General features: G+C 62.1%; 18 protein-coding genes and 1 pseudogene. 13 read left to right on the top strand and 6 right to left on the bottom strand.

Annotated elements, in window-relative coordinates:
• Positions 1-26 precede the first annotated feature (26 nt).
• Together QMK47_RS03495 and QMK47_RS03490 are read right to left on the bottom strand one after the other, a co-directional pair.
• Complete coding sequence (locus QMK47_RS03495) at positions 27-329, bottom strand: cell division protein ZapA (RefSeq protein WP_003197073.1); 303 nt, start codon at positions 327-329, stop codon at positions 27-29.
• A complete protein-coding gene (locus tag QMK47_RS03490; protein ID WP_253471171.1) occupies positions 326-556 on the bottom strand; it encodes a hypothetical protein in 231 nt (76 codons plus the stop codon). Before QMK47_RS03490 ends, QMK47_RS03495 begins: the two co-directional genes overlap by 4 nt.
• A 260-nt stretch (positions 557-816) precedes the next feature.
• Here QMK47_RS03490 and QMK47_RS03485 point away from each other — a divergent pair, with 260 nt between their 5' ends.
• The 5 genes and pseudogenes from QMK47_RS03485 (at position 817) to QMK47_RS03465 (ending at position 10,178) form a co-directional block, all read left to right on the top strand.
• Positions 817-2,442, top strand: coding sequence for a methyl-accepting chemotaxis protein (locus QMK47_RS03485; RefSeq protein ID WP_253471168.1), 1,626 nt, complete (start codon positions 817-819; stop codon positions 2,440-2,442).
• 204 nt (positions 2,443-2,646) lie between these two features.
• Complete coding sequence (locus QMK47_RS03480; protein ID WP_253471166.1) at positions 2,647-4,389, top strand: potassium/proton antiporter; 1,743 nt, start codon at positions 2,647-2,649, stop codon at positions 4,387-4,389.
• Between the two features lie 34 nt (positions 4,390-4,423).
• A complete protein-coding gene (gene mscK / locus QMK47_RS03475; protein ID WP_258690245.1) occupies positions 4,424-7,786 on the top strand; it encodes a mechanosensitive channel MscK in 3,363 nt (1,120 codons plus the stop codon).
• 36 nt (positions 7,787-7,822) lie between these two features.
• Positions 7,823-9,286, top strand: coding sequence for a protein adenylyltransferase SelO (selO, locus tag QMK47_RS03470; RefSeq protein WP_258690244.1), 1,464 nt, complete (start codon positions 7,823-7,825; stop codon positions 9,284-9,286).
• Positions 9,287-9,827: 541 nt separating this feature from the next.
• Positions 9,828-10,178: pseudogene (locus tag QMK47_RS03465) on the top strand (DUF6124 family protein).
• Between the two features lie 315 nt (positions 10,179-10,493).
• Here the strand turns inward: QMK47_RS03465 and QMK47_RS03460 are convergent.
• The 3 genes from QMK47_RS03460 to QMK47_RS03450 form a co-directional block, all read right to left on the bottom strand.
• Positions 10,494-10,772 carry a hypothetical protein gene (locus QMK47_RS03460; RefSeq protein ID WP_320389805.1) on the bottom strand — a complete coding sequence of 93 codons (279 nt, stop codon included), beginning with the start codon at positions 10,770-10,772 and terminating at the stop codon, positions 10,494-10,496.
• A 223-nt stretch (positions 10,773-10,995) separates the two neighbouring features.
• Positions 10,996-11,181 (bottom strand): nucleoid-structuring protein H-NS, encoded by a 186-nt coding sequence (locus QMK47_RS03455; RefSeq protein WP_258691293.1) that lies wholly within the window; start codon positions 11,179-11,181, stop codon positions 10,996-10,998.
• Positions 11,182-11,386: 205 nt separating this feature from the next.
• Complete coding sequence (locus QMK47_RS03450) at positions 11,387-12,292, bottom strand: LysR family transcriptional regulator (RefSeq protein ID WP_214511537.1); 906 nt, start codon at positions 12,290-12,292, stop codon at positions 11,387-11,389.
• A gap of 205 nt (positions 12,293-12,497) precedes the next feature.
• Between QMK47_RS03450 and ycaC the strand changes: the two genes are divergently transcribed.
• Entirely contained in the window at positions 12,498-13,124 is a 627-nt protein-coding gene (gene ycaC / locus QMK47_RS03445; RefSeq protein ID WP_014336221.1) for an isochorismate family cysteine hydrolase YcaC, read from the top strand.
• Positions 13,125-13,295: 171 nt separating this feature from the next.
• Positions 13,296-13,718, top strand: a complete 423-nt coding sequence (gene trxC, locus QMK47_RS03440) for a thioredoxin TrxC (RefSeq protein ID WP_253471160.1) — start codon at positions 13,296-13,298, stop codon at positions 13,716-13,718.
• A 136-nt stretch (positions 13,719-13,854) separates the two neighbouring features.
• Here the strand turns inward: trxC and QMK47_RS03435 are convergent, their stop codons facing one another.
• On the bottom strand, positions 13,855-14,625 hold the full coding sequence (locus tag QMK47_RS03435; RefSeq protein ID WP_003197050.1) for a ParA family protein: 771 nt from the start codon (positions 14,623-14,625) through the stop codon (positions 13,855-13,857).
• Positions 14,626-14,984: 359 nt separating this feature from the next.
• On the opposite strand from QMK47_RS03435, the gene QMK47_RS03430 reads away from it, so the two are divergent.
• Genes QMK47_RS03430 through QMK47_RS03405 form a run of 6 tightly spaced genes read left to right on the top strand, consistent with a single transcriptional unit; the run spans position 14,985 to position 19,209 of the window.
• A complete protein-coding gene (locus QMK47_RS03430; RefSeq protein ID WP_013692103.1) occupies positions 14,985-15,704 on the top strand; it encodes a beta-ketoacyl synthase chain length factor in 720 nt (239 codons plus the stop codon).
• Positions 15,680-16,489 carry a lysophospholipid acyltransferase family protein gene (locus tag QMK47_RS03425; RefSeq protein ID WP_253471158.1) on the top strand — a complete coding sequence of 270 codons (810 nt, stop codon included), beginning with the start codon at positions 15,680-15,682 and terminating at the stop codon, positions 16,487-16,489. The genes QMK47_RS03430 and QMK47_RS03425 overlap by 25 nt, the downstream gene beginning before the upstream one ends.
• On the top strand, positions 16,470-16,727 hold the full coding sequence (locus tag QMK47_RS03420) for a phosphopantetheine-binding protein (protein WP_014336216.1): 258 nt from the start codon (positions 16,470-16,472) through the stop codon (positions 16,725-16,727). The genes QMK47_RS03425 and QMK47_RS03420 overlap by 20 nt, the downstream gene beginning before the upstream one ends.
• Positions 16,728-16,736: 9 nt before the next feature.
• On the top strand, positions 16,737-16,991 hold the full coding sequence (locus QMK47_RS03415) for an acyl carrier protein (protein ID WP_214511519.1): 255 nt from the start codon (positions 16,737-16,739) through the stop codon (positions 16,989-16,991).
• Positions 16,988-17,533: a hypothetical protein gene (locus QMK47_RS03410; protein WP_253471156.1), complete on the top strand. Its 546-nt coding sequence runs from the start codon at positions 16,988-16,990 to the stop codon at positions 17,531-17,533. Before QMK47_RS03415 ends, QMK47_RS03410 begins: the two co-directional genes overlap by 4 nt.
• Entirely contained in the window at positions 17,530-19,209 is a 1,680-nt protein-coding gene (locus QMK47_RS03405; RefSeq protein ID WP_258690243.1) for an AMP-binding protein, read from the top strand. The genes QMK47_RS03410 and QMK47_RS03405 overlap by 4 nt, the downstream gene beginning before the upstream one ends.
• Positions 19,210-19,307 lie beyond the last annotated feature (98 nt).

Genomic DNA, 19,307 nt, shown 5'->3' with positions numbered 1-19,307 from the left:
CCCACAGTCAACCCTTGCTGGCGGTTTCAGGCCTGCTGGATCGTCTTGGCAATCACATCGACCGTGGCGCTGACTTGCTCTTGGTAACGGTCGAGTTCCGCTTGATGTTGCTTCTGCATTTCCATCTGCTGCGAACACAGGTTCATGGCCGCCAGCACCAGCAGGCGATCACCGATCAGCGTCGGGTATTTCCTTTTCGTGTCGGCCAGTGCGGCCTTGAGCATCGAAGCGGCGTCCAACAGGGCCTGTTCCTGCCCGGCCGGCGCTTTGATTGAATAGTCTTCTCCCAGGATCGAGATGACTGTCACCCCATCGGCGCCGTGCTTCATGCGCTGACAGGCCCGGCGCTGGCGCGCTCGATCAGGGCCTGGATGCGGGCGGCGGTAGCGCCGTGCAGTTCTTCCTGCTCCATCAGGCTCAGTTGCAGGCTTTCGTTTTCATCCTTGGCCTTGGCAAGTTCCGCGCCCAGGGTTTCGTTCAGGCCGGTGAGGTGACGGTTCTGTTGCACCAGGTCGTTGACCAGTTGCTCGAGCTGGCTGAGGGATGTTTCCAACATATTGATTTCCAGGCGTTTTCAAGGGGCGCGTACGATAAAGAAAAGTCACCATCAATGCCACGGTTTACGGGGCGGCGGTGCGTTTCCGGCGAGTTTTAGAGACTGCGATTCGGGAATCTGGTTCCTACCCTTCGTCGCATCGCACGTGATGCCCTGCGAACAAAAGCACGCGTCGCTCTCAAGACTTTAGTCGTATGACCGATAAGTCAGGGCACAGCAGTTTCAGCCCCGCACGGACGCGGCTACTTCCGGTACTTTCCATGTCTCTACGTAATATGAACATCGCGCCTCGAGCATTCCTTGGGTTTGCCCTGATCGGCGCCCTGATGCTCGCCCTCGGGGTGTTTGCCCTGACCCAGATGAGCAAAATCCGTGATTCGGGCGAAAGCATCGCCCAGAACAGCGTACCCAGCATCAAGGCCCTGAACGAGTTCACCCAACTGACCCTGCGCCTGCGCGTGCTGTCCTATCGCTTGCTGGTCAACCGCGAATCGGACCTCCAGCAGAAAACACTGGACCTGTTCGAGCAGCGCAACCAGCAGATCCGCGCGGCCCAGGCCGCCTATGAAAAGCTTATCAGCGCCCCGGAAGAACGGGCCGCCTACGACCAGTATGGGCAATTGCTGGGGCAGTACCGCCAGCTCGAAGATCAGATGAAAAGCCTGTCGCGCAACAATCAGGTTGATGAACTGCGGACGCTGATCAACACCAAGGTGTTAAGCAACTCCGATGCGATCAACGCTGTGCTCGACCGCCTGATAGACATCAACAACCAGCAAGCCGAGACCCTCAACCAGGGCGCGGCGCAACAATATTCAACCGCCTTCAATTGGGTTGTCACACTGCTGGTCATCGCCACCGGCCTGACCCTGCTGTTCGCCTGGCTGCTGACCAACAGCATTACCAAGCCGATTGCTAACGCCCTGGACGCCGCCGAGGAAATCGCCAAGGGCAACCTGACCCGTCCGATTGCCGTCGATGGCAGCGACGAAGCCGGTCGCCTGCTGCGGGCAATGTCGACCATGCAGGACAAACTGCGCGACACCTTGCAGCGGATCTCCGGCTCGGCCACGCAACTGGCCTCCGCGGCCGAAGAACTCAACAGTGTCACCGACGAAAGTGCCCGTGGCCTGACCCAGCAGAACAACGAAATCGAGCAGGCCGCCACCGCGGTCAACGAGATGACCAGCGCCGTGGAAGAGGTCGCGCGCAATGCGGTGAGCACCTCCGAAGCGTCGAAAAACGCCACCACCTCCGCAGGTGACGGCCGTGATCTGGTACAGGAAACCGTCAGCGCCATCGAACGCATGAGCGCCGATGTGCAAAGCACTGCCACGTTGATCGGCAACCTGGCCAATGAGTCCCGCGACATCGGCAAGGTGCTGGACGTGATCCGCGGCCTGGCCGACCAGACCAACCTGCTGGCGTTGAACGCCGCCATCGAAGCCGCCCGTGCCGGTGAGGCCGGTCGTGGTTTTGCCGTGGTCGCCGACGAAGTCCGCGCCCTGGCCCACCGCACCCAACAGTCGACCAGCGAGATCGAACGCATGATCGGCAGCATCCAGAGCGGCACCGAACACGCTGTGGATTCGATGCGCAACAGCACCGAACGCGCGGAGTCGACGCTGAACATCGCCCGCGGCGCCGGCATGTCCCTGGACACGATCAACACCGCCATCGTCGAGATCAACGAACGCAACCTGGTGATCGCCAGCGCCGCCGAAGAGCAGGCCCAAGTGGCCCGTGAAGTGGACCGCAACCTGGTGAACATCCGCGACCTGTCGGTGCAATCGGCCACCGGCGCCAACCAGACCAGCGCCGCCAGTGCCGAACTGTCGCGCCTGGCCGTGGACCTCAACAGCATGGTTGGGCGGTTCAGCCTTTAACGTCTCACCGCCGCTCGTTCCCACGCTCTGCGTGGGAACGAGCGGAGCGTCCGTCGAGGCATCCCCACGCGGAGCGTGGGAACGATCAGCTCCATCCATTCCAACCTTTTTTGACAGCATCACATTTCAACAGGTTAGAATCGCTGGCACGCAGACTGCATGGTCAATCTGCGCCCGTCCCCCAGTTTTCCCGGAGTAACGCCTTTGACTGCGACGACCATCAACAGCCTGTTCTTGATCGGCGCGTTGCTGGTAGGTGCGAGCATCCTGGTGAGTTCTCTTTCGTCCCGCCTGGGCATCCCGATCCTGGTGATCATCCTGGCCGTGGGCATGGTGGCCGGTGTCGACGGCGCCGGTATTCTTTTCGATAACTACGCCACGGCTTATCTGGTTGGTAACCTCGCATTGGCGGTCATCCTGTTGGACGGTGGTTTGCGCACGCGGGTGTCGAGCTTTCGCGTCGCACTGTGGCCGGCGTTGTCGCTGGCCACGGTCGGTGTATTGATCACCACCGGTCTGACCGGCCTGGCGGCGGCGTGGCTGTTCAACCTGAACCTGATCCAGGGCCTGCTGATCGGCGCCATTGTCGGTTCCACCGATGCCGCGGCGGTGTTCTCGCTGCTGGGCGGCAAGGGCCTGAACGAACGGGTCAGCGCCACCCTCGAGATCGAGTCCGGCAGCAACGACCCCATGGCAGTGTTCCTGACCGTGACCCTGATCGGCATGCTCGCCAGTGGCGAAACCGGCCTGCATTGGAGCCTGCTGGGGCATCTGATACGCGAGTTTGGTATCGGCGCGGTGCTTGGCCTGGGCGGTGGCTGGCTGATGTTGCAACTGGTCAATCGCATCAACCTGGCCAACGGCCTTTACCCGATCCTGGTCATCAGCGGCGGCCTGGCGGTATTCGCCTTGACCAACGCCCTGCACGGCAGCGGCTTCCTCGCGGTGTATCTGTGCGGCCTGGTGATCGGCAACCGCCCGGTGCGCAGTCGCCACGGCATCCTGCATATGCTCGATGGCATGGCCTGGCTGGCACAGATCGGCATGTTCCTGGTGTTGGGGTTGCTGGTCACGCCCCACGACCTGCTGCCCATCGCCCTGCCCGCCCTGGGCCTGGCGTTGTGGATGATTCTGTTTGCACGTCCGCTGTCGGTCGTGGTCGGCCTGCTGCCATTCAAGGCATTCCACGGTCGTGAAAAAGCGTTTATCTCCTGGGTCGGCCTGCGCGGCGCGGTGCCGATCATCCTCGCGGTGTTCCCGTTGATGGCCGGCCTGCCTCACGCCCAGCTCTATTTCAACCTGGCGTTCTTTATCGTGCTGGTCTCGCTGTTGGTGCAGGGCACCAGCCTGCCGTGGGTCGCCAAGTTGCTGCACGTGACCGTCCCGCCCGAGCCGCTGCCGATTTCCCGGGCGGCGCTGGAAGTCCACGTCACCAGCGAGTGGGAGTTGTTCATCTATCGCCTGGGCGCGGAAAAATGGTGCATCGGCTCGCCCCTGCGGGACCTGAAAATGCCCGAAGGCACACGCATCGCCGCCCTGTTTCGTGGCCAGCAACTGCTCCATCCGTCGGGTAGTACCGTGCTGGAAGTCAATGATTTGCTGTGTGTTATCGGCCATGAACACGACTTGCCGGCCCTTGGAAAACTGTTCAGCCAAGCGCCGCAACGGGGCCTGGATCTGCGTTTCTTCGGCGACTTCGTACTCGAAGGAGACGCCCAGCTGGCAGCGGTTGCGGCGCTGTACGGACTGAAACTGGACGGCATCGATCCCGACATGTCCCTGGGCCGCTTCATTGCCCAGAAAGTCGGTGGCGCGCCGGTGGTCGGCGACCAGGTGGATTGGAACAACACCCTGTGGACCGTCGCGGTCATGGACGGGAACAAGATCGCCAAAGTGGGCGTCAGATTCCCCGAAGGAAGTCGCCCGGGTCCCGGCTTGTTCCTCTAAACTGCTCCCACTCTCACTTGCTCGACCGGTCTTTATGCCTACCCTGCGCTCCTTTTTCGCCATCGCCCTGCTGGGCCTGAGTCTCTCCGTCTGCACACTGCAAGCCGCTGACCTTCCCGCCAGCGCTTCAGTGCAGTCCAGCCTGGACAAGATCGCCGACCGCAAACTGCCGGAAGCCGAGCAGAAAGCCCTGCAGGCGATCTTGCAGAACACGCTGACCCTGCTCAGCAACAAGGCCGACTACGAGCAGAAGCTGCAGGCGCTCAAACAGCAACTGGCCACTGCGCCCAAGCAGAACATCGAGAACCAGCGCGAACTGGCGCGGCTCAAGGGCACCACGGCGGTGCCGGTGGCGCAACGCTACGCCAACCTGCCGATTCCCCAGCTCGAGCAAATGCTCACGGATCGCTCCACCCAGCAGGGTGACCTGCAAAAAGCCCTGGCCGACGCCAACAGTCTGGTCATTACCGCCCAGACCCGCCCCGAGCGGGCCCAGGCGGAAATTTCCAACAGCCAGAGCCGCATCCAACAGATCAACGCCACCCTCAAGGCCGGCAGGGACGCTGGCAAAACCCTGAGCGCCGAGCAGCGCGACCAGCTCAACGCCGAGCTGGCGGCGCTCAATGCGCTGATTCCACTGCGTCGCCAGGAGCTGGCCGGCAACAGCCAACTGCAGGACCTGGGCAACAGCCAGCACGATTTGCTGATGGAAAAAATCGCCCGCATGGAGCAGGAAATCCAGGACCTGCAAAACCTGATCAACCAGAAGCGCCTGGCCCAGTCCCAGGAGACGGTGACCCAGCAATCCATCGAAGCCCAGAAGGCCGGTGGCAGCAGCCTGCTGGCGACCGAAAGCACGGCCAACCTGAAGCTCTCCGACTACCTGCTCAAGAGCACCGACCGCCTCAATGAGGTCACCCAGCAGAACCTGCAGACCAAGCAATTGTTGGACAGTGTCACCCAGACCGACGCCGCCCTGGACGAGCAGATCAGCGTGCTCAAGGGCAGCCTGCTGCTCTCCAAGATCCTCTACAAGCAACGCCAGACCCTGCCGCGCCTGAAGATGGACCAGAACCTGGCCGACCAGATCGCCGACATCCGCCTGTACCAGTTCGAAGTCAGCCAACAGCGCGAGCTGCTGAACAATCCCAGCGCCTATGTCGACAGCCTGCTGGCCTCCCAGCCGTCGGAGCAAGCCACACCGCAACTGCGCAAGACCTTGCTGGAACTGGCACTGACCCGCGTCGACCTGCTGGAACGCCTGAACCGCGAATTGAGCGCAGTGCTCAACGAATCCATCACCCTGCAACTCAACCAGAAACAACTGCTCAGCACCGCCCAGAACCTGCGGGCGACCCTTGAAGAACAGATGTTCTGGATCCCCAGCAACAAACCGCTGGATTTCGACTGGATGCGCGGCGTGCCGATGCGCCTGGAGAAACAGGTCGACTCACTGCCCTGGGCTTCGAGCCTAAGTGAGCTGGCTGATGGCCTGACCCAACGGCCGTTGCTGTTCCTGCCCCTGGCACTGCTGATCGGCGCGCTGCTGTGGCGGCGCAAGAGTCTCTATGCCCGACTGAACAAGGTTCACCAGGACGTTGGCCACTTCAAGCGCGACAGCCAATGGCACACGCCCCAGGCGATCCTGATCAATATCCTCCTGGCGATGCCGTTGGCGTTGGCGCTGGCCCTGTGCGGCTACGCCCTGCAGATCGACGCTCGCGGCCAGAACGCCAACCTCGGCGCGGCGCTGCTGCAGATCGGCCAAGCCTGGCTAGTGTTCTACACAGCCTATCGAGTGCTGGCCCCCGGCGGCGTGGCCGAATTGCATTTCCGCTGGGAGAAACCCCAGGTCGAATTCCTCCAGGGCTGGATCCGTCGCCTCGGGCTGGTGGTGCTGGCGCTGGTTGCCGTGGTGGCCGTCGCCGAACTGCAACCCTCGGCCCTGGCCGACGACGTGCTGGGCATGCCGGTGGTGCTGACCTGCTACGCGTTGATGGCGTGGTTGCTCAGCCGCTTGCTGCTGAGCAGCCCGACACACAAGAACACTTCGCTGTTCCGCAAGGCGGTCGGGGTGCTGTTCACCGCCCTGCCGATCGCGCTGTTCGTCGCGGTGTGCTTCGGCTACTACTACACCGCGCTGAAGCTCAGCGACCGGTTGATCAACACCCTGTACCTGCTGATGTTCTGGCTGGTGATCGAAGCCACCTTCGTCCGCGGCCTGTCGGTCGCGGCGCGGCGCCTGGCCTACCAGCGTGCCCTGGCCAAGCGCCAGGCCGCCAAGGAAGCCGGCGACGGCGAAGCGGTGGTCGAGGAACCGACCCTGGATATCGAGAAGGTCAACGAGCAGTCCCTGCGCCTGATTCGCCTGGCGCTGCTGGGCGGTTTCATCGCCGCGCTGTACTGGGTCTGGTCGGACCTGATCAGCGTGTTCTCGTACCTGGACAACATCACCCTCTACGAATACACCAGCGGCACTGGCGCCAACATGAGCATGGTGCCCATCAGCATTGGCGACATGCTCGGGGCGCTGATCATCATCGGCATCACCTTCGCCCTGGCGCGCAACCTCCCGGGCCTGCTGGAAGTGTTCGTGCTGTCGAAACTGAACCTGGCCCAGGGCAGTGCCTATGCCACCACCACGCTGCTGTCCTATGTGATCGCCGGCGTCGGTTTCGTCACCACCCTGTCCACCCTGGGCGTGAGCTGGGACAAACTGCAATGGCTGGTGGCCGCGCTGTCGGTGGGCCTGGGCTTCGGCATGCAGGAGATCTTCGCCAACTTCATCTCCGGCATCATGATCCTGTTCGAGCGTCCGGTGCGCATCGGCGACACCATCACCATCGGCAACCTGTCGGGCACGGTCAGCAAGATCCGCATTCGGGCGACCACCATCACCGACTTCGACCGCAAGGACATCATCGTCCCGAACAAGACCTTCATCACCGGGCAACTGATCAACTGGTCGCTGACCGACACCGTCACCCGGGTGACCCTGAAGCTGGGCGTGGACTACGGTTCGGACCTGGACCGGGTGCGTGAACTGCTGCTCAAGGCCGCCCGCGAGAATCCACGTGTGCTGAAGGAACCGGAACCGATCGTGTACTTCCTCAACTTCGGTGAAAGCACCCTGGACCATGAGCTGCGCATGCACGTACGCGACCTTGGTGACCGCAACCCGGTACTGGACGAGATCAACCGGTTCATCAACCGTGAGTTCAAGAAGGAGCACATCAACATCTCCTTCCGGCAGATGGAAATCTATCTGAAGAACCTTCAGGGCCAGGAGTACAAGTTGGTGCCCGCCGAGCCCGAGCACAAAACCCTCGGCCCCGTACCCTCGACCGTAGCCAGCATCAAACCGGTGCCAGAGCCGCCGCAAGACACACTCGACTGATGCGTGCTGCCTGAAGGCGGCGCGCCGGAGACGGCCATGAAAACGCTGGAAACCTTGACCTTCGATAACCGCTTCGCCCGCCTGGGCGACGGTTTATCGACCCACGTGCTGCCCGAGCCCATCGACAATCCGCGACTGGTCGTCGCCAGCCCGGCCGCCATGGCGCTGCTGGACCTGGACCCGGCGCAAGCCCAGGCACCGCTGTTTGCCGAGATCTTTGGCGGCCACAAGCTGTGGGCCGAAACCGAGCCCCGGGCGATGGTGTATTCCGGGCATCAGTTCGGTCACTACAACCCGCAATTGGGCGACGGCCGCGGGCTGCTGCTGGGCGAGGTGTACAACGAGGCCGGCGAGCACTGGGACCTGCATCTCAAGGGCGCCGGCCAGACGCCGTTCTCACGGATGGGCGACGGGCGCGCGGTGCTGCGCTCCTCGATCCGCGAATTCCTCGCCTCCGAAGCCCTGCACGCCCTGGGCATCCCCACCACCCGCGCCTTGTGCGTGATCGGCTCCGACACCCCGGTGTGGCGCGAAAAGCAGGAGCGCGCCGCCATGGTGCTGCGCCTGGCGCCCAGCCACGTGCGCTTCGGGCATTTCGAATATTTCTACTACACCAAGAAACCCGAGCTGCATGCGGCCCTCGCCGAGCACGTGTTGAACCTGCACTTTGCCGAGTGCCGTGAGCAGCCGGAACCGTACCTGGCGATGTTCCGCGAAATCGTCGAGCGCAACGCCGAGCTGATTGCCAAATGGCAGGCCTACGGTTTCTGCCACGGTGTGATGAACACCGACAACATGTCGATCCTGGGCATCACCTTCGACTTCGGGCCGTTCGCCTTCCTCGACGACTTCGACGCCAACTTCATCTGCAACCACTCCGATGACCAGGGCCGTTACTCCTTCAGCAACCAGGTGCCCATCGGCCAGTGGAACCTCAGCGCGCTGGCCCAGGCCCTGACGCCGTTCATCAGTGTCGAAGCCCTGCGTGAGACCCTCGGCTTGTACTTGCCGCTGTACCAGGCCCACTACCTGGACCTGATGCGCCGCCGCCTCGGCCTGACCAGCGCCGAGGAAGATGACCAGAAGCTGCTGGAACGCCTGCTGCAATTGATGCAGAACAGCGGCGTCGACTACAGCCTGTTCTTCCGCCGCCTGGGCGACCAAGCCCCCGAGCAGGCCGTCGCCACCCTGCGCGATGACTTCGTCGACCTCAAGGGTTTCGATGCCTGGGGCGAGCTTTACATCGCCCGCGTCAACCGCGACGGCGCTGTCGATCAAGACCAACGCCGCGCCCGCATGCACGCGGTGAACCCACTGTATGTGCTGCGCAACTACCTGGCGCAGAAAGCCATCGACGCCGCCGAATCCGGCGACTACGAAGAAGTCCGCCGCCTGCACACGGTGCTGAGCAAGCCGTTCGAGGAACAACCGGGCATGGACAGCTACGCGCTACGTCCGCCGGAGTGGGGCAAGCATCTGGAGATCAGTTGCTCGTCGTAATCTCCTTCGCCACGGGTTCAGGGTTGTCTGGGCGAAAGTCATCGCGAGCAAGCTCGCTCCCACAGGGGTTGGGTGTTGCCGCACATATCGCAGTCACACAGCTCCCAATGTGGGAGCGAGCTTGCTCGCGATGGCGATCTTCAGCTCATCACAGCCTCTGAGCCCAATGCTGAAGCCCCGTGAGCATCAGCGCGTTTATTTCGATGTAGGACCATTCAGGAGCAGGCTACGCCGCCTTGCGCCATTGCCTACAACTACGCCAGAATCCGCCGGCTTGTGCGCCTTGGGGTCGGGTTTTATCGTTTCCCCGTCGCTGAAAATCAGCGATCGGGTTTAGCGATCCGACTCAACACAGACGCAACAATGCCCAGTCTCGATTGCAGTCTTTTATGTCTGCAACTCGCTTAATGGTGGCTGTGCGTGGGAGACCTTCTGGTCTACCCGGGGTTTCTGTGACCCGGATCGCTAACCTGCGTACAGCCGTCACCTTTACTTGTTTAGCGATAGGTCGTGGTGGCTCAACCAATCACGGAGATTCACCATGTTCAAAGCAACCCCCAACCCACCCGATACCGATCCAGCCCACCCAAACTCAAAAGAATTCGACGAAACGGCTGACCGCGTCCTCGACTACTACCTCAACCCAAAACCCAGCAAACCCGAGGCCGATCCAGGCCAACTGTTCAGCGTCGTCAATGGCATCGACACCGAAACCCTGCTCGCCAACCTCAGCGAAAACCTGGCCTCGGCCAACGCCATGATCAGTGACCTGGCATTCGATCTGAAAGGCTCCAGGCGACAAGTCGCCCTGGGCATTCAGTAATTGATCGAACTAAGCGTTTTACTGGCGAACCGGGCACTGGACAACGTCGAACCCCGCCAGTCGACATAGCGCATCCCCCTGTGGCGAGGGAGCTTGCTCCCGCTGGGCTGCGTTGTAGGAGCTGTCGAGTGCAACGAGGCTGCGATCTTTCCCCAGACACTTGAGTCTAAAGCGAAAGATCAAAAGATCGCAGCCTTCGGCAGCTCCTACAGAACCGAGCGGGAGCAAGCTCCCTCGCCACGGATTCAGGTTGCCTGAACGACAGTCATCGCGAGCAAGCTAGCTCCCACAGGGGCGGGCTGTTGTCGCAAATATCGCGATCACACAGCCCCATGTGGGAGCGAGCTTGCTCGCGATGGCGAGCTTGAATTCATCGCCGCTTGCTCATCCAACCTTATCGTTCCCCTGCTCAGGCGTCTCGATTCCCGGCTCTGCCTCTCCACCCCCCTTCTCCTTGGGTTTGGCCTCTGGTTTTTTCTCGGGATAGCCGGGCATGCCGCGGGCGTCTTCAGGGGTCAGTTCATCCCGGTCGTGACGGCGGTCGATGGCGTAGGACGGGGCGGCGTTGGGGTCTTCATCGCGGCCGGCGGTGCCGAGGACGAAGCCGTCGTCGTTGGGGTTGTCCACTGCCTGGGGAGTGGCTGGGTCTTGAGGATGGCTCATGGGACCTCCTGGGATTGCAAACAGGTACGTGGTTTTTTTATGAGGTCGCGACACCTTTTCAGTGCGATGCACCTGATGAATGGCAGCCTTGAGTGCAAGCCCCACAATGGGATTGGGGGAGAGCCAGGCCGGCTATCAGGCCGCCTCGCGAGCAAGCTTTGCTCCCACAGGTCCAGCTCAAACAGATCTGACGGGTGTACGACCGGGAGAGCCAGGTCGGCTACTAGGCCGCCTCGCGGTGGACGTTGATCTCGGGCGCCCCGTTAACCACGATGGCCGAACGCAGGCATTGCGCAGTGGGCATCCCGGCATGGATGCCGGGATAGCCGCGCTGGGCCATGGATGGCCCTTCGCGGCGGGCCCACGGAGCAATGCCGGAGTGAGGGCATGCCGAGCCTAAGCGAGGCACCGAGTGGTGGGGCAGAAGCGCTTTGGTTACTTTCGACTGGGCCGGCTTCCGGGCTTTTCGAAAGTGACCCGCTGTAAGAGCGGAACCATAAGCCGCCGTTACCGCAACAATGGATATGTACCCAGTCAAAAACCCCGACCAACTATCAGGCCACCATCCCAAGCAAACCCACACAAGGGAATACGCTGGCATAGCGGCCTCCACGCTACGCCATATCACTCTGGCTGAATTCCTCGGCCAGAAAGTCAATCAGCGTACGCACCGACGGCAGCAACCCGCGTCGTGAAGCAAAGATCGCATGGACGATCCCGCACTTGGGCGTCCAGCCCGGCACCAGTTCCACCAGCCGGCCGGCCGCTATGTCTTCGCGCACCACCACGGTGGGCAGGTGGGCGATGCCAATGCCGGCCAACACGGCGTGACGCAGGGCCAGCAGATCGTCGGTGACCATGCGCGGTTCATGGCGGATCAGTGCGCGGGTGCCGTCCGGGCCGAACAACTCCCACTGGTATTCACGCTGCGCCGCCCCCCAGTGCACGCTGGGCAAGCCGTTGAGGTCTGCCGGGGAAGCCGGGGAAGACAAGCGCTCCAGGAACGCCGGGCTGCCCACCAGGCACTGGGTGCTGTTGCTCAGCACTTTCATGACCATGTCGGTGTTTTCCAGCGGCGGAAAGCGTACCCGCAAGGCGATATCGAACCCTTCATGGATCAGGTCCACCCGGCGGTTGGTGCTCTCGATGAACAACTCCACCCGCGGGTACTTGAGCATGTAGCGGGTCAGCATCGGCCCGACCCAACTGTTGAGCAGCGCCGTCGGGCAACTGATGCGCACCAGCCCCTGGGGCTCGGAACGGTTGCGCTCGATCACCTCTGCCGCGCTCTCGGCCTCGACCCGCATCGCCAGGCAACGCTGGTAATAGGCCTGGCCGATCTCCGTCAACGTGCAGTGGCGACTGGTGCGATGGAGCAAGCGTACCCCGAGCCGATCTTCCAACTGGGCGATACGCCGGCTGAGCTTGGACTTTGGCATGTCCAGCGCTCGGCCCGCAGCGGCGAAACCGCGGTGCTCGACCACCTGGGTGAAGTAGTAAAGCGTGTTGAGGTCTTCGATGATCGTTCTCCAAATAGAACGCTAAGGCGGATTTTTGCAGTCTAGCGCATCAAAGGTGCCAGTTTTAATCTACACCCATCGAAACGCAACACGGATTCAAACCGGCGCTTCGGCCAGATGAGTCACCGAATAATCGCAACACCGACATTAAAAACCTTAACCACGCCGAAACCTTCGGCAACCAAAACTTAATGAGGGCTACGCCATGACCACTTCCTACAACCGTCTCGACAAAGATAACGCCGCCGTCCTGCTGGTGGACCACCAAGCCGGCCTGCTGTCCCTGGTACGCGACATCGACCCGGACCGCTTCAAGAACAACGTGCTGGCCCTGGCTGACCTGGCGAAGTACTTCCAACTGCCGACCATCCTCACAACCAGCTTCGAAACCGGCCCCAACGGCCCCTTGATGCCCGAGCTCAAGAGCCTGTTCCCGGACGCGCCGTACATCGCTCGCCCTGGCCAGATCAATGCCTGGGACAACGAAGATTTCGTCAAGGCGATCAAGGCCACCGGCAAGAAGCAACTGATCATCGCTGGTGTGGTGACTGAAGTCTGCGTGGCCTTCCCGGCACTGTCGGCCCTGGCCGAAGGCTTCGAAGTGTTCGTAGTCACCGATGCGTCCGGCACGTTCAACGAGCTGACCCGTCAATCGGCCTGGGACCGCATGTCGTCCTCCGGCGCGCAGCTGATGACCTGGTTCGGCCTGGCTTGTGAACTGCACCGCGACTGGCGCAACGACGTGGAAGGGCTGGCGACCTTGTTCTCCAACCACATCCCGGACTACCGCAACCTGATGACCAGCTACAACACGCTGACCAACGCCAAATAATCAGCAACGCGTAACCCCTGTGGGAGCGAGCTCGCTCGCGATAGCGACATGACAGTCGATGCAGCATTGACTGGTCCACCGCCATCGCGAGCAAGCTCGCTCCCACAGGTTTTTGTGGTGGTTTCTATATAGTGTTCAATCTGTGCCAATGATTTTCTGGAGACTGACCTGATGCTGATCCCCTGCCCCCATTGCAACGGGCTCAATCGCATACCCGCCGAACGCCTGGGCGACCAGCCCAAGTGCGGGCGCTGCAAGGCCCAGGTGTTATTGAGCAAGCCGTTCGAACTCAAGCAAGGCGACTACGCCAGCCAGATCAAAGGCGACCTGCCATTGCTGGTGGATGTATGGGCCGATTGGTGTGGGCCGTGCAAGTCCTTCGCGCCCGTGTTCGAACAAGCCGCCGCGCAACTGGCGGGCAAATGCCGGTTGGCCAAGCTCGACAGCGAGGCCAACCAGCAATTATCGGCGCAGTTGGGGATCCGCTCGATTCCTAGCCTGATCCTGTTCAAGAACGGCCGGGAAGTGGCGCGCCAGAGTGGGGCGCTGCCGTTGCCGCAGTTGATGGCTTGGTTGCGCAGCGAGGGGATTTGAAGCCATGAGATAACTGTGGGAGCAAAGCTTGCTCGCGATACAGACGCCGCCGTCCTCAAGAGACCGCGGCGTTTTCATCGCGGGCAAGCCCTGCTCCCACACAGTTGCTCCCACATTGGTTTTGCACAGGTCAGATTCAGGCGCTTTCCAGCAGGCTATGCAGCTCCATGAACTGCAGGGTCAGCTTGTGCCGTGGGTCGAGGTGGATCAGCGGCAGGCTGGCCTGGTGGGATTCGCGCATGCGCACCGAACTGCTCAGGTACACCGGCAATACCGGCAGCCCTTCGGCGATCAGTTCGTCGAGAATCTGCTGTGGCAGGCTGGCCCGGGCCTGAAACTGGTTGACCACGATGCCTTCGACTTCCAGGCCTTCGTTATGGTCGTCCTTGAGCTCTTCGATTTCCGCCAGCAGTCCATACAACGCCTGTCTGGAGAAGCTGTCGCAGTCGAAGGGGATCAGCACCCGATCGGCGGCGATCAATGCTGAAACCGCATAGAAATTCAGTGCTGGCGGGGTGTCCAGGTAAATCCGGTCGTAATCTTCCTCCAGCTCTTCCAGCAGTTTGCGCAGCTTGTTGATCTTGTGCTTGGCCTCAAGCTTGGGCTGCAGATCCGTCAGTTCCGCCGTGGCGGTGATTACGTGCAGGTTGTCGAACGGCGTTTCGTAGATATCCACCTTGTTCTTTTTCGAGAACGGCCCGGACGACAGGGTTTGCTTGAAGAAATCGGCAATGCCCATGGGAATGTCATCGCCGGTCAAGCCAGTCAGGTATTGAGTGGAGTTGGCCTGGGCATCCAGGTCTACCAACAGCGTGCGATAGCCCTCGCTGGCGCTGACTGCCGCCAGATTGCAGGCGATGCTGGACTTGCCCACGCCACCTTTCTGATTGAACACCACACGCCGCATGTCAAAACCTCCGTGTATCAAAGATTCCCGAGTGTAGTAGGCAGCGACACCGCTTAGCTACCTTCTGCGTAGATGGACTACAGCAACAGTGGCTTTTCCAACGATTCAGGCGTCAATTCGCCCAGACCGTGACAGAAACAACCGACAGACAGGCTCATGATGATCGCGACAATGGTCAAAGCCTGGCCTTGAGCGGACCAACTCGTACATTTCGCTGGGCAAAATGTAACCAGTATTTGCTACAAGCCAATCGCACCGGGATAATGCGCGCCACTTGGGTCGCAAGGCCATGCAGGGTTGGACGCGGGTCAAACCACTGAACCGTGACAATAAAAGCCCGCAGGGGTGGGGTGAAGTTTGTGATCAATTTCAATATCGCCCAATGGCGCGCATGGGCCCCTGGGCTCGAAAGCGTGGACGATTGGCAGGCATGGAGCCGACAGCCGGTCGTATTGCCGGCCAGCGATGCCGCCCCTGACGTTTCGTTCCTGCCGGCCATGCAGCGCCGGCGCCTCAGCCGCCTGGCGCGGATGGCCTTCAGTGTTGGCTGGCCGTTGGCCGAGGGCCGGCCGGACCTACCGTTGGTCTTTATTTCCCGCCACGGCGAAACCCCGCGCACTTTTGAGATTCTCAAGGACCTGGCAGCCGACCAGCCCTTGTCGCCGACCCAATTCAGCCTGTCGGTGCACAACGCGGTGATTGGCCTGTGGTCGATCATGCGCGGCGAAACCAGCGAAATGACCGCCCTGGCCGCTACCGGCGACGGGTTGGAACACGGCGTGCTGGAGGCCGTCGCGCTGTTGAACGAAGGATCGCCTGCGGTGCTGCTGGTGATCACCGAAGAGCAACCTCCGCAAGTCTATGCACCATGGGTCGATGACGTGCCGTTTCCCTATGCCATGGGCCTGCTGCTGACCCCGGGCGATGACTGGCAATTGGATCTGTGCGCGCAGGCCGGCCAATCGCCTGGCAGCGACTGGCCCCATGCCCTGGATCTATTGCGTACGCTGCTGGACGACAAAACCACCTGCCAACATGCCTGGAAGAATCGTGTATGGACCTGGCAACGCAACCGGTGACGGGTAAACATCGCGACGCCTATTACTGGCGCCTGATCGCGACCGCCGCAAGCTTCGTCCTGTTCGGGCTGGGCGGGCTGTGCCTGCGTTTGCTGGTGTTCCCGTTGCTGGCCTGGTGGCCCGGCGATGCCCAGGCCCACCGCCAAAGGGCGCGCCGCACGGTCGGGCGGTTGTTCTGGTTCTTTATTCGGTTCATGGCCCGTACCGGCGTGCTCACCTATCAGATCGATGGCGCCGAACGACTCGGCCGCCCCGGGCAGATGATCATTGCCAACCACCCGTCGCTGATCGACGTGGTGTTCCTGATCGGGCTGGTGCGCGACGCCAACTGCGTGGTCAAGCAAAGCCTCTGGGACAACCCCTTTACCCGGGGCCCACTGCATTCGACCCAATACATCAGCAACGACGGCAGCATGGACATGCTCGATGCCGCCAGCGACGCCTTGCAAGAGGGCCAGACGTTGATCGTCTTCCCCGAAGGGACGCGCACCCAGCCAGGCCAGGTGCCGGCCTTTCATCGGGGGGCGGCGGCCATCGCCCTGCGGGGTGCGAAAATCCTCACACCCGTCACGATCAAGGTCTGCCCCACGACCCTGACCAAGGCTGAACCCTGGTATCGCATCCCCCAACGCCGTGTGCACTTCAGTTTTCATGTCGGGGCCGATATAGACCCACAGGCGTTCGCCGCGCTCGGCCCGCCTCCCCAGGCTTCGCGCAGGCTCAACGATTTTTTGCATCACTATTACATCAAGGAGCTCGCCGAAGATGAGCGATCTGCACCGTGACATCAAACAGCTGATCATCGACGCCCTCGGCCTGGAAGACATCGGCATCGACGACATTGGCGACCACCAGACTCTGTTCGGCGAAGGCCTGGGCCTGGACTCGGTGGATGCCCTGGAGCTAGGCCTGGCGATCCAGAAGGAGTACGGCATCAAGATAGATGCCGACGCCAAGGACACCCGTAACCATTTCAGCAATGTGGCAAGCCTTGCGGCCTTCGTCACTGCAAAACGCCCCTGAGACCGGATCATGCAAACTCGTGACGATATTTTCCACACCCTGCGCGATGCTCTGGTCGAGCTTTTCGAGCTGGACCCTGAGTCTGTGACGCTGGAATCGAACCTGTACCAGGACCTGGAAATCGACAGCATCGATGCGGTCGACCTGATCGACCATATCAAGCGTCAGACCGGCAAGAAAATCGCCGCCGAAGAATTCAAGTCGGTGCGCACCGTCAATGACGTGGTCGAGGCGGTTTATCGACTGGTCCAACCGGCCGCATGACCCGGCTGATTGGCCTCGGCCTGCTGCTGGCGGGCCTGCTCTACCCCTTTGCGGTGTATTTCGGCATGGAGCACTTTGCCCCGTGGCAGTTCGGGCTGCTGCTGGGCAGCCTGTGGCTGGCCCGGGCGTTGCTTGGCAAAGGTGGGGCCGGCAGCCGCTGGATGGCGGCCACGGCAATCGTGTTTTGCATATTGCTCGCGCTGTTCGACAGCCCGCTCCTGCTGCGCTGGTACCCGGTGCTGATCAGCGTGTTCATGCTCGGGCTGTTCGTGCTGAGCCTGAAATACGGCCCGCCGATGGTCGAACGCCTGGCCCGCCTGCGCGAACCGCAGTTGCCGGCCAAGGCGGTGGTGTATACGCGCCAGGTCACGGTGGCCTGGAGTGTGTTTTTCCTATGTAACGGTTTGCTCGCCGCCGCCCTGACCCTCTGGGCGCCGCTGAGCTGGTGGATGTTGTACACCGGCCTGATTTCCTACGGATTGATGGGGCTGCTGTTTGCCATTGAATGGCTCATACGACAACGGGTAAGAGGCCGCCCATGAATTGGATAACACTTGAGCAGATGCTGCTCAAGACTCAACCGGAACGCACCGTTGCGGTCGATCCGGCGCTGAATCACTCGCAACTGCGGGACGCGGCGTTGCGCCTGGCGGCCGGCCTGCAAGCCCGGGGCGTGCGGCATGTGGCGGTGCACCTGGAAGATGCCGCCGACCTGGCCGTCGCCCTGCTCGGGGCCTGGCGCGCCGGAGTCCGGGTCCTGCTTCCCGCCGACCTGCAAGCGCAGACACGCCAGCGCTGGGCGGCGGACGTGGACCTGTGGCTGACCGATCAGCCCGGCGATACGCATCCCGGCGACCTGCAACAAGCGCCGATGGACGCCGCCGAACTGGACCTCGATCACTGCTGGCTGAGCCTGTGCACCTCCGGCTCCAGCGGCGAGCCCAAACGCATCGAGAAAACCCTGCGCCAGTTAAGCAACGAGGTCCAGGCCCTGGAACACCTGTGGGGCGCCGACCTGGGCCCGGCCTGCATGATCGGCAGCGTTGCGACCCAGCACATCTACGGGTTGCTGTTCCGGGTGCTGTGGCCGCTGTGCGCAGGGCGTGCGTTCGTGCGTCGGCAATTGGCCTTCCCGGAAGACCTGCAACGTGCCAGCCGCGAGCAACCGGCCTTCGCCTGGGTCGCCAGCCCGGCGCTGCTCAAGCGCATGGGCGATAACCTCGATTGGCCGGCCTTGAGCTGCGTGCGCCGGGTGTTCTCCTCTGGCGGCGCCTTGCCCCCCGAAGCTGCGCAAAGCTTGCAGCAGCGCCTGGGGCAATGGCCGACGGAAATTTTCGGCAGTTCGGAAACCGGCGGCATTGCCTGGCGCCAGGATGGCGGATTGTGGCAACCCTTTGCCGACGTCGAGCTGAGCCAGGACAGCGACGGCGCCTTGCTGATCGCTTCGCCCTATCTGCCGGCCGGGCATGTGGAACACACCGCCGACGCGGCACGAATCGCCGAAGATGGGCGCTTTGAGCTCCTCGGGCGACTGGACCGTATCGTCAAGCTCGAAGAAAAACGCATCTCCCTGCCGATGCTCGAACAAGCGCTGGTGGCCCACGACTGGGTCAGCGAAGCGCGGCTGGGGGTGGTGCAGGAGAATCGTGCCTCCCTCGGCGCGCTGCTGGTGCTGAGCGACGCGGGCCTGCGTGCCTTGCGCAACCAGGGCCGGCGCGCCGTTACCGAGGGCCTGCGTCGGCACCTGAGCGAACATTGCGAAACCCTCGCCCTGCCACGGCGCTGGCGCTGGCTGCGGCAGTTGCCGCTCAACGCCCAGGGCAAGCTGCCCCAGGCCGAGGTCGAGGCGCTACTTATGGCGCCACGGCCCAAGGCTCCCGAAGTGTTGGAACACGTCGAAACCGACGGTGAGTGGAGCCTGCAACTGGTGGTGCCGCCAGACCTGGTGTACTTCAGCGGCCACTTCCCCACCGCGCCGGTACTGCCGGGCGTGGTGCAGGTCGATTGGGCCTTGAGCCTGGGCCGGCAATTGCTGGACCTGCCGCCCCGGTTCGTCGGCATGGAAGTGCTCAAGTTCCAGCAACTGGTGCGCCCCGGCGATGAAATCCAACTGCACCTGCGCTTCGACCGCGAGCGCGGCAAGCTGTACTTCGCCTACCGCAATGACACGGCGGCCTGCTCCAGTGGGCGGATTGTGTTGGGGGAAAACAATGCCTAGACATCTGCACAGATCACTGTGGCGAGGGAGCTTGCTCCCGCTGGGCTGCATAGGAGCTGTCGAGTGCAACGAGGCTGCGATCTTGTCCCTAGCAATTG

The organism is Pseudomonas sp. P9_35 (assembly GCF_034008205.1).
In the GTDB taxonomy this organism is placed as follows: Bacteria; Pseudomonadota; Gammaproteobacteria; order Pseudomonadales; family Pseudomonadaceae; genus Aquipseudomonas; species Aquipseudomonas kilonensis.
The sequence above is the reverse complement of the archived record's forward strand: the minus strand, read 5'-3'. Positions and strand labels throughout refer to the sequence as shown.

What these genes read in the sequence shown, in the direction of transcription:
- mscK (WP_258690245.1), top strand. Translation starts at nt 4,424, where the DNA reads ATGCCTACCCTGCGCTCCTTTTTCGCCATCGCCCTGCTGGGCCTGAGT.
- trxC (WP_253471160.1), top strand. Translation starts at nt 13,296, where the DNA reads ATGCTGATCCCCTGCCCCCATTGCAACGGGCTCAATCGCATACCCGCC.
- QMK47_RS03490 (WP_253471171.1), bottom strand. Translation starts at nt 556, where the DNA reads ATGTTGGAAACATCCCTCAGCCAGCTCGAGCAACTGGTCAACGACCTG.
- QMK47_RS03425 (WP_253471158.1), top strand. Translation starts at nt 15,680, where the DNA reads ATGGACCTGGCAACGCAACCGGTGACGGGTAAACATCGCGACGCCTAT.
- QMK47_RS03495 (WP_003197073.1), bottom strand. Translation starts at nt 329, where the DNA reads ATGAAGCACGGCGCCGATGGGGTGACAGTCATCTCGATCCTGGGAGAA.
- QMK47_RS03435 (WP_003197050.1), bottom strand. Translation starts at nt 14,625, where the DNA reads ATGCGGCGTGTGGTGTTCAATCAGAAAGGTGGCGTGGGCAAGTCCAGC.
- QMK47_RS03405 (WP_258690243.1), top strand. Translation starts at nt 17,530, where the DNA reads ATGAATTGGATAACACTTGAGCAGATGCTGCTCAAGACTCAACCGGAA.
- QMK47_RS03420 (WP_014336216.1), top strand. Translation starts at nt 16,470, where the DNA reads ATGAGCGATCTGCACCGTGACATCAAACAGCTGATCATCGACGCCCTC.
- QMK47_RS03410 (WP_253471156.1), top strand. Translation starts at nt 16,988, where the DNA reads ATGACCCGGCTGATTGGCCTCGGCCTGCTGCTGGCGGGCCTGCTCTAC.
- selO (WP_258690244.1), top strand. Translation starts at nt 7,823, where the DNA reads ATGAAAACGCTGGAAACCTTGACCTTCGATAACCGCTTCGCCCGCCTG.
- ycaC (WP_014336221.1), top strand. Translation starts at nt 12,498, where the DNA reads ATGACCACTTCCTACAACCGTCTCGACAAAGATAACGCCGCCGTCCTG.
- QMK47_RS03485 (WP_253471168.1), top strand. Translation starts at nt 817, where the DNA reads ATGTCTCTACGTAATATGAACATCGCGCCTCGAGCATTCCTTGGGTTT.
- QMK47_RS03460 (WP_320389805.1), bottom strand. Translation starts at nt 10,772, where the DNA reads ATGAGCCATCCTCAAGACCCAGCCACTCCCCAGGCAGTGGACAACCCC.
- QMK47_RS03415 (WP_214511519.1), top strand. Translation starts at nt 16,737, where the DNA reads ATGCAAACTCGTGACGATATTTTCCACACCCTGCGCGATGCTCTGGTC.